Source organism: Pseudomonas sp. NPDC087814 (genome assembly GCF_044742865.1).
GTDB lineage: Bacteria > Pseudomonadota > Gammaproteobacteria > Pseudomonadales > Pseudomonadaceae > Aquipseudomonas.
Window position 1 is genome coordinate 98459 of sequence record NZ_JBIUVK010000018.1, and the last position, 9681, is coordinate 108139.

The 9681-nt window shown below is 62.2% G+C and carries 9 protein-coding genes; all 9 read left to right on the top strand.

Annotated elements, in window-relative coordinates:
- Window position 1 precedes the first annotated feature (1 nt).
- Entirely contained in the window at window positions 2-1348 is a 1347-nt protein-coding gene (gene murD / locus ACIOMR_RS16285) for a UDP-N-acetylmuramoyl-L-alanine--D-glutamate ligase (protein WP_003216212.1), read from the top strand.
- Window positions 1345-2568 carry a putative lipid II flippase FtsW gene (gene ftsW, locus ACIOMR_RS16290; RefSeq protein ID WP_003216215.1) on the top strand — a complete coding sequence of 408 codons (1224 nt, stop codon included), beginning with the start codon at window positions 1345-1347 and terminating at the stop codon, window positions 2566-2568. Before murD ends, ftsW begins: the two co-directional genes overlap by 4 nt.
- Complete coding sequence (gene murG / locus ACIOMR_RS16295) at window positions 2558-3628, top strand: undecaprenyldiphospho-muramoylpentapeptide beta-N-acetylglucosaminyltransferase (protein WP_008434228.1); 1071 nt, start codon at window positions 2558-2560, stop codon at window positions 3626-3628. Before ftsW ends, murG begins: the two co-directional genes overlap by 11 nt.
- Entirely contained in the window at window positions 3621-5066 is a 1446-nt protein-coding gene (gene murC / locus ACIOMR_RS16300) for a UDP-N-acetylmuramate--L-alanine ligase (RefSeq protein ID WP_003216219.1), read from the top strand. The genes murG and murC overlap by 8 nt, the downstream gene beginning before the upstream one ends.
- Entirely contained in the window at window positions 5063-6019 is a 957-nt protein-coding gene (locus tag ACIOMR_RS16305) for a D-alanine--D-alanine ligase (protein ID WP_401195198.1), read from the top strand. Before murC ends, ACIOMR_RS16305 begins: the two co-directional genes overlap by 4 nt.
- Before the next feature lie 4 nt (window positions 6020-6023).
- Entirely contained in the window at window positions 6024-6890 is an 867-nt protein-coding gene (locus ACIOMR_RS16310; protein WP_023659197.1) for a cell division protein FtsQ/DivIB, read from the top strand.
- Between the two features lie 15 nt (window positions 6891-6905).
- Window positions 6906-8168 carry a cell division protein FtsA gene (ftsA, locus tag ACIOMR_RS16315; protein ID WP_003216224.1) on the top strand — a complete coding sequence of 421 codons (1263 nt, stop codon included), beginning with the start codon at window positions 6906-6908 and terminating at the stop codon, window positions 8166-8168.
- Between the two features lie 65 nt (window positions 8169-8233).
- Entirely contained in the window at window positions 8234-9430 is a 1197-nt protein-coding gene (gene ftsZ / locus ACIOMR_RS16320; RefSeq protein ID WP_003216225.1) for a cell division protein FtsZ, read from the top strand.
- Between the two features lie 112 nt (window positions 9431-9542).
- Window positions 9543-9681, top strand: a 139-nt coding sequence (locus ACIOMR_RS16325; RefSeq protein WP_401195207.1) for a UDP-3-O-acyl-N-acetylglucosamine deacetylase, incomplete at its 3' end; no start/stop codon positions are given.

Consider the following 9681-nt stretch of genomic DNA (forward strand, 5'->3'; position numbering starts at 1 on the left):
AGTGTCCCTGATCGCTTCAGACCACTTCCGCATCGTTGTCGGCCTCGGCAAGAGCGGCATGTCCCTGGTTCGCTTCCTGGCGAACCGGGGCACGTCGTTTGCCGTGGCCGATACGCGGGAAAATCCACCGGAGCTGGTCACGCTGCGCCGTGACTACCCGCACGTGGAAGTGCGTTGTGGCGAGCTGGATGTCGAGTTTCTGTGCCGTGCCGATGAGCTCTACGTGAGCCCCGGCCTGGCCCTGGCGACCCCGGCCCTGCAAGCGGCGGCGGCCCGTGGCGTGAAGTTGTCCGGCGATATCGAGCTGTTCGCGCGTAACGCGAAGGCGCCGATCGTGGCCATCAGCGGTTCCAATGCAAAAAGCACCGTGACCACCCTGGTGGGCGAGATGGCGGCTGCGGCCGGCAAGCGCGTGGCCGTGGGCGGCAACCTCGGCACGCCGGCGCTGGACCTGCTCAACGACGACGTCGAGCTGTACGTGATGGAGCTGTCGAGCTTCCAGCTGGAAACCACTGACCAGCTCAACGCCGAGGTGGCCACCGTGCTCAACGTCAGCGAGGACCACATGGACCGCTACAGCGGCCTGCCGGCGTATCACCTGGCCAAGCACCGGATCTTCCGTGGCGCGCGGCAAGTGGTGGTGAACCGTCAGGATGCCCTGAGCCGTCCGCTGATCGGCGAAGGTCTGCCGTGCTGGACCTTCGGCCTGAACAAGCCTGACTTCAAGGCCTTCGGCCTTCGGGAAGAGAACGGCGAGAAATACCTGGCCTTCGAATTCCAGAACCTGATGCCGGTGCGCGAACTGAAAATCCGTGGTGCCCACAACCAGGCCAACGCCCTGGCGGCGCTGGCGCTCGGTCACGCCGTCGGCTTGCCGTTCGACGCCATGCTCTCGGCCCTGCGCAGCTTTGCCGGCCTTGAGCATCGCTGCCAATGGGTTCGCGAGTTGGCTGGTGTTGGCTATTACAACGATTCCAAGGCCACCAACGTCGGTGCGGCACTCGCTGCCATCGAAGGCTTGGGTGCCGACATTCAGGGCAAGGTCGTGCTGATCGCCGGTGGCGACGGCAAGGGTGCCGACTTCAAGGACCTTAAAGGCCCGGTCGCCGCCAACTGCCGCGCCGTGGTGTTGATGGGCCGTGATTCCGGCCTGATCGCCGATGCCCTGGGCGACGCCGTACCGCAGGTGCGCGCGCAGTCCCTGGACGATGCCATCGCCCAATCCAAAGCCTTGGCTCAGCCGGGCGACGTGGTGCTGCTGTCGCCTGCCTGCGCCAGTTTCGACATGTTCAAGAACTACGAAGAGCGCGGCCAGCTGTTCGCCCGCGCCGTGGAGGCCTTGGCATGAGTATCAATTTCCGTAACATCATCAAGCCGTACCCGTCGCCGATCATTACCGGGCGCGGTATCGACCTGGACTTCCCGATGCTCGCCGGTTGCCTCGCGCTGCTGGGCCTGGGCCTGGTGATGATCACCTCGGCCTCCTCGGAAGTGGCTGCGGTGCAATCGGGCAACACCCTGTACATGATGATCCGTCACCTGGTGTACCTGGTGATTGGCCTTGGCGCATGCATCGTCACCATGATGATCCCGATCGCCACCTGGCAGCGCCTGGGTTGGCTGATGCTGGTGGGCGCCTTCGGCCTGTTGGTGATGGTGATCCTGCCCGGCATCGGGCGTGAGGTGAACGGTTCGATGCGCTGGATCGGCTTCGGTGCGTTCAACGTGCAGCCCTCGGAAATCGCCAAGGTGTTCGTGGTGATCTACCTCGCCGGCTACCTGGTGCGGCGCCAGAAAGAAGTACGCGAAAGCTGGATGGGCTTCTTCAAGCCATTCATCGTGCTGCTGCCCATGGCCGGCCTGTTGCTGATGGAGCCGGACTTCGGTGCCACCGTCGTAATGATGGGGGCGGCGGCGGCGATGCTGTTCCTCGGCGGCGTCGGCCTGTTCCGCTTCACCTTGATGGTGGTGCTGGCGGTGGCCGCCGTGACCATTCTGGTGCAGGCGCAACCCTACCGGATGGCCCGTCTGATTACCTTTACCGACCCGTGGTCCGATCAGTTCGGTTCCGGCTACCAGTTGACCCAGGCGTTGATCGCCTTCGGTCGCGGTGAGTGGCTGGGCGTGGGCCTGGGCAATAGCGTGCAGAAGCAGTTCTACCTGCCGGAAGCCCACACCGACTTCGTGTTCTCGGTACTCGCCGAAGAGCTGGGTGTGGTCGGTTCGCTGTGCACCGTCGCGCTGTTCGTGTTCGTGTGTGTTCGCGGCATGTACATCGGCTTGTGGGCCGAAAAGGCCAAGCAATATTTCGCCGCCTACGTGGCGTACGGCTTGTCGTTCCTGTGGATCGGCCAGTTCCTGATCAACATCGGGGTGAACGTCGGCCTGCTGCCGACCAAGGGCCTGACCTTGCCGTTCCTAAGTTACGGCGGCAGTTCGTTGGTGATTTGTTGCGCCTGTCTCGGGTTGTTGCTGCGTATCGAGTGGGAGAGTCGGACCCACCTGGGCAGCGAAGAGATGGAGTTCAGCGAAAGCGACTTCGCCGAGGAGCCGAACCATGGGCGCTAACGTGCTGATCATGGCAGGCGGCACCGGTGGCCACGTGTTCCCGGCGCTGGCCTGTGCCCGTGAGTTCCAGAATCGTGGCTACACCGTGCATTGGCTCGGTACGCCGCGCGGCATCGAAAACGATCTGGTACCGAATGCCGGCTTGCCGCTGCATTTGATCAACGTCACCGGCTTGCGTGGCAAGGGCAAATTGTCCCTGCTGAAGGCGCCGTTCGTGTTGCTCAAGGCCGTGTGGCAAGCGCGCAAGGTGATCCGCGAAGTGAAGCCGGTATGCGTGCTGGGCTTTGGTGGCTACGTGACCGGCCCGGGCGGTGTTGCGGCAAGACTCGCCGGCGTGCCAGTGATCGTCCACGAGCAGAATGCCGTGGCCGGCACTGCCAATCGCCTGCTGGTGCCCTTGGCTGCACGGGTATGCGAGGCGTTTCCGAAGACCTTTGGTGCCGCGGACAAGTTGCGTACCACCGGCAACCCGGTGCGTACCGAACTGTTCATGGACATCGCCCGCCAGCCATTGGCCGGTCGCAAGGCGCACCTCTTGATCCTGGGCGGAAGCCTGGGCGCCGAACCGTTGAACAAATTGCTGCCTGAAGCGGTGTCGCAACTCCCCGTGGAGCTGCGCCCCGAGATCTTCCATCAGGCCGGCAAGAACCACGATGAAGTGACCGCCACGCGCTACCGCGAAGCGGGTGTGGAGGCGAATGTGCAGCCCTTCATCAAAGACATGGCCCAAGCCTATGGCTGGGCCGACCTGGTGGTCTGTCGCGCAGGTGCGTTGACCGTCAGTGAACTGGCTGCCGCCGGTCTGCCGTCCTTGCTGGTGCCTTTGCCCCACGCGATCGACGATCACCAGACCCGCAACGCCGAATATTTGGCCGGGGAGGGCGCTGCCTTCCTGCTGCCGCAAAGAACGACTGGCGCCGCCGATTTGGCCGCACGCCTGACCGAGGTTTTGATGCAACCGGAACGACTGAACAGCATGGCGAGCACCGCAAGCCGCCTGGCCAAACCTGACGCAACCCGCACCGTGGTCGATATCTGCCTGGAGGTGGCCCATGGTTGAGAATCAGAAAGCCATGCCGCAACCGGAAATGCGCCGCATCCGTCGCATCCACTTCGTCGGTATCGGCGGCGTGGGCATGTGCGGGATCGCCGAAGTGTTGCTGAACCTGGGTTATCAGGTGTCCGGCTCCGACCTGAAAATGTCGCCGGTCACCGAGCGCCTGGAATCGTTTGGCGCAAAAATCTTTATCGGCCACCGCGCCGAGAACGCCGCCGAAGCCGATGTGCTGGTGGTCTCCAGTGCCGTGAACACCTCCAACCCGGAAGTGGCCACAGCCCTTGAGCGCCGCATTCCCGTAGTGCCGCGTGCCGAAATGCTGGCTGAGCTGATGCGCTACCGCCACGGCATCGCCGTCGCCGGTACCCACGGCAAGACGACCACCACCAGCCTGATCGCCTCGGTATTCGCCGCCGGTGGCCTGGACCCGACGTTCGTCATCGGTGGCCGCCTGAATGCAGCCGGCACCAATGCACAACTGGGGACCAGCCGTTACCTGATCGCCGAAGCCGATGAAAGCGACGCCAGCTTCCTGCACCTGCAACCGCTGGTGGCCGTGGTGACCAACATCGACGCCGACCACATGGCGACCTACGACGGTGACTTCAACAAACTGAAGAAAACCTTCGTCGAGTTCCTGCACAACCTGCCGTTCTACGGTCTGGCCGTGGTGTGCCTGGACGATCCGGTGGTGCGCGAAATCCTGCCGCTGGTGAAGCGTCCGACCGTGACCTACGGCTTCAGCGAAGACTGCGACGTGCGCGCGATCAATGTGCGCCAGCAAGGCATGCAGACTTTCTTCACCGTGCTGCGTCCTGACCGCGAGCCGCTGGATGTCTCGGTGAACATGCCGGGCAACCACAACGTACTCAACTCCCTGGCGACCATCTGCATCGCCTCCGACGAAGGCGTCAGCGATGAAGCCATCGTCGAAGGCCTGTCGGGTTTTGCCGGCGTGGGTCGTCGCTTCCAGGTCTACGGCGAACTGCCGGTGGACGGCGGCAACGTGATGCTGGTGGACGACTACGGTCACCACCCGACCGAAGTGGCAGCGGTGATCAAGGCCGTACGCGGTGGCTGGCCGGAACGCCGCCTGGTGATGGTGTACCAGCCGCACCGCTACAGCCGTACCCGCGACCTGTACGACGATTTCGTCAATGTACTGGCGGATGCCAACGTGTTGCTGCTGATGGAAGTCTACCCGGCCGGTGAAGAACCGATCCCGGGTGCCGACAGCCGCAAGCTGTGCAACAGCATCCGTCAACGCGGCCAGTTGGACCCGATCTACATCGAGCGTGGTGTGGACCTGGCGCCGATCGTCAAGCCGCTGCTGCGTGCCGGCGACATCCTGCTGTGCCAGGGTGCCGGTGACATCGGTGGCCTCGCCCCTAAATTGCTGGCAAGCCCGCTGTTTGCCGCCGCACAGGGGAAGTCGAAATGACCACTGACTACGGCTCCCTGTTCTCGACCATTCAACCTGCCGAATTCGGCCGGGTTGCGGTGCTGTTCGGTGGCAAGAGCGCTGAGCGTGAAGTGTCGCTGAAGTCCGGCAATGCCGTGCTGGAAGCGCTGCAAAGTGCCGGTGTGAATGCGTTCGGCATCGACGTGGGTGATGACTTCCTGTCGCGCCTGCAGGCCGAGAAGATCGACCGCGCCTTCATCATTCTTCACGGCCGTGGCGGTGAAGACGGCAGCATGCAGGGCCTGCTGGAGTGCCTGGGCATTCCGTATACCGGCAGCGGCATCCTCGCTTCGGCCCTGGCCATGGACAAGTTGCGCACCAAGCAGGTGTGGCACAGCCTGGGTATTCCGACCCCGCGTCACAGCGTGCTGTGCAGCGAAGACGATTGTATTTCTGCAGCCAAGGAACTGGGCCTGCCTTTGATCGTCAAACCAGCCCATGAAGGCTCCAGTATCGGCATGGCTAAAGTGAACTCAGCCGCCGAATTGATTGACGCATGGAAAGCGGCCAGTACCTACGATTCGCAAGTGTTGGTGGAACAGTGGATTCAAGGTCCCGAGTTCACCATCGCTACTCTGCGTGGCCAGGTATTGCCGCCCATCGCATTGGGCACGCCCCACACCTTTTACGACTACGACGCCAAGTATGTGGCCTCCGATACCCAGTACCGGATCCCGTGCGGCCTCGACGCAGCCAAGGAACAGGAATTGATGGACCTCACGGCGAAAGCCTGTGAGGCGCTGGGTATCGCCGGTTGGGCGCGGGCAGACGTGATGCAGGATGACCAGGGGAACTTCTGGTTCCTGGAAGTCAACACTGCACCCGGGATGACCGACCACAGCCTGGTACCCATGGCCGCTCGTGCCGCCGGCCTGGATTTCCAGCAGTTGGTGCTGGCGATCCTGGCAGCAAGCATAGAGCCACGAGGCTAAGACCATGAACGGCGCATCGCTTCGTCATCAGCAACCCGCTCCCGGCCGCAAGCCGGTGCCGCGTGGTGCCAGCCGAATGGTGGCTAAAGAGCCGATGTCGGCGCGCATGCCGAAAGCCAACTTTGGTTTTCTCAAGGCGCTGTTCTGGCCGGTGATCCTGGTGGCCCTGGGGTTCGGTACGTATGAAGGCGCCCAGCGCCTGCTGCCGTATGCCGACCGGCCGATCACCAAGATCAGCGTGCAGGGTGACTTGAGCTACATCAGCCAGCAAGCCGTGCAGCAGCGAATCGCCCCGTTTGTGGCGTCGAGCTTCTTCACCATCGACCTGGCAGGCATGCGCTCCGAGCTGGAACAGATGCCATGGATTGCCCACGCCGAAGTACGTCGCGTGTGGCCGGATCAAGTGACGATCCGCCTGGAAGAACAACTGCCCGTGGCCCGTTGGGGTGATGGTGCGCTGTTGAACAACCAGGGCCAGGCGTTTGCACCTCGCGAAGTGGCGAATTACGAGCACCTGCCGCAGTTGTTCGGACCGCAGCGGGCGCAGCAGCAAGTGATGCAGCAGTACCAGGCGTTGAGCCAGATGCTGCGGCCGTTGGGCTTCTCGATTGCGCGACTGGAATTGCGCGAGCGGGGCAGCTGGTTTTTGACCACGGGTGCAGGCAGTTCCGGCCCGGGCATCGAGTTGTTGCTGGGACGCGGCAACCTGGTGGAAAAGATGCGCCGTTTTATCGCCATCTATGAAAAGACCTTGAAAGAACAGATTACGAACATTGCGAGCATCGACCTGCGTTACGCCAACGGCCTTGCCGTCGGCTGGCGGGCCCCTGCGGCGCCCACGGCAGCGCAACCTGCTGTCGCGAAGAATTAAGAAGAGGCAGGACCCATGGCAAACGTGCAAAGCGGCAAAATGATCGTCGGTCTGGATATCGGCACCTCCAAGGTGGTGGCGCTGGTAGGCGAGGTCGCGGACGACGGCACGCTGGAAATCGTCGGAATCGGCACGCATCCGTCCCGGGGCCTGAAGAAGGGCGTGGTGGTGAATATTGAATCCACCGTGCAATCGATCCAGCGCGCGATCGAAGAAGCGCAGCTGATGGCCGGTTGCCGGATTCACTCGGCATTTGTCGGCGTTGCCGGCAACCACATCCGCAGCCTGAATTCCCACGGCATCGTGGCGATTCGCGACCGCGAAGTCAGCTCGGCCGACCTGGAGCGGGTACTCGACGCAGCGCAAGCCGTGGCGATCCCGGCTGACCAGCGCGTGCTGCACACCCTGCCGCAGGACTACGTGATCGATAACCAGGAAGGCGTTCGCGAGCCCCTGGGCATGTCGGGCGTACGTCTGGAAGCCAAGGTTCACGTAGTGACCTGCGCCGTCAACGCTGCACAGAACATTGAAAAATGCGTGCGCCGCTGCGGCCTGGAAATCGACGACATCATTCTCGAGCAGTTGGCTTCGGCTTACTCGGTACTGACCGACGACGAAAAAGAACTGGGCGTGTGCCTGGTGGACATCGGCGGCGGCACCACGGACATCGCGATCTTCACCGAGGGTGCGATTCGTCACACCGCGGTGATCCCGATTGCCGGTGACCAGGTGACCAACGACATCGCCATGGCGTTGCGCACACCGACCCAGTACGCCGAAGAAATCAAGATCCGTTACGCCTGCGCCCTGGCCAAGCTGGCCGGTGCTGGTGAAACCATCAAGGTGCCAAGCGTGGGCGACCGTCCACCGCGCGAACTGTCGCGCCAGGCATTGGCCGAAGTGGTCGAGCCGCGCTACGACGAACTGTTCACCCTGATCCAGGCTGAACTGCGTCGCAGCGGCTACGAAGATTTGATCCCGGCCGGCATCGTGCTGACCGGTGGCACCTCGAAGATGGAAGGCGCGGTCGAACTGGCCGAGGAAATCTTCCACATGCCGGTCCGCCTGGGCGTGCCCCATGGCGTGAAAGGCCTGGGCGACGTAGTGCGCAACCCGATTTATTCCACCGGTGTGGGCTTGCTGTTGTACGGGCTGCAAAAGCAGACCGACGGCATTTCCCTGTCGGGCCCGAGCAACCGCGACAGCTACAGAAGCGACGACGAAGCGAAAGCGCCGTTGTTCGAGCGGTTGCAGGCTTGGGTGAAAGGCAATTTCTAAAGATTTACCGCAACACCGTTTCAAGTAGTAGGCGAAAAAACTAGAGAAATGAAAGGAGAGGGAAAATGTTCGAACTCGTAGACAACATCCCCGCAAGCCCGGTCATCAAAGTGATCGGCGTCGGCGGTGGCGGCGGCAACGCTGTCAACCACATGGTCAAGAGCAACATTGAAGGCGTTGAATTCATCTGCGCCAACACTGACGCCCAGGCCCTCAAAAGCATCGGTGCACGCACCATCCTGCAATTGGGCACAGCCGTGACCAAGGGCCTGGGTGCCGGCGCGAATCCGGAAGTCGGCCGTCAAGCCGCCCTGGAAGACCGCGAGCGCATCGCTGAAGTGCTGCAAGGCACCAACATGGTGTTCATCACCACGGGCATGGGCGGTGGTACCGGTACCGGTGCTGCGCCGATCATTGCCGAAGTGGCCAAGGAAATGGGGATCCTGACGGTTGCCGTCGTGACCCGTCCATTCCCGTTCGAAGGTCGCAAGCGCATGCAGATCGCCGATGAAGGCATCCGTCTGCTGTCCGAAAGCGTCGACTCGTTGATCACCATTCCCAACGAGAAGCTGCTGACCATCCTCGGCAAGGACGCAAGCCTGCTGTCCGCGTTTGCCAAGGCTGACGATGTACTGGCCGGTGCCGTTCGCGGTATCTCCGACATCATCAAGCGTCCGGGCATGATCAACGTCGACTTTGCCGACGTACGTACCGTGATGAGCGAAATGGGCATGGCGATGATGGGCACTGGCTGCGCCAGCGGTCCGAACCGTGCACGTGAAGCTACCGAAGCGGCCATCCGCAACCCATTGCTGGAAGACGTGAACCTGCAAGGCGCACGCGGCATCCTGGTGAACATCACCGCCGGTCCTGACCTGTCCCTGGGTGAGTACTCCGACGTGGGTAGCATCATCGAAGCCTTCGCTTCCGAGCACGCCATGGTCAAGGTCGGTACCGTTATCGATCCGGACATGCGCGACGAACTGCACGTGACCGTTGTTGCGACCGGCCTGGGTGCGAAAATCGAGAAGCCTGTAAAGGTCATCGACAACACCGTCCATACCAGCCACGCCAGCCAGCAAGCTGCCGCTCCAGCGCCTTCGCGCCAGGAACTGCCGTCTGTGAACTATCGTGACCTGGATCGTCCGACCGTGATGCGCAACCAGGCTCAGGCCGGTGCTGCTGCATCCCGCAGCCCGAATCCGCAAGATGACCTGGACTACCTGGACATCCCGGCTTTCCTGCGTCGTCAGGCCGATTAATGGTTTGTATCAGGGCTTTGAAGGTGATTGGTGTTCAGCTAAGGTCTGGTCTGCTATTATCGCCAGCCTTTGTTGATACCAGTTCGCAATTTGCGCTGAAGCGGTCCAAGCCATGATTAAACAACGCACCCTGAAGAATATTATCCGTGCCACAGGTGTAGGTCTGCACTCCGGGGAGAAGGTATACCTGACCCTCAAGCCCGCACCTGTCGACACCGGCATCGTTATTGTTCGTGCAGACAAGGAAACAG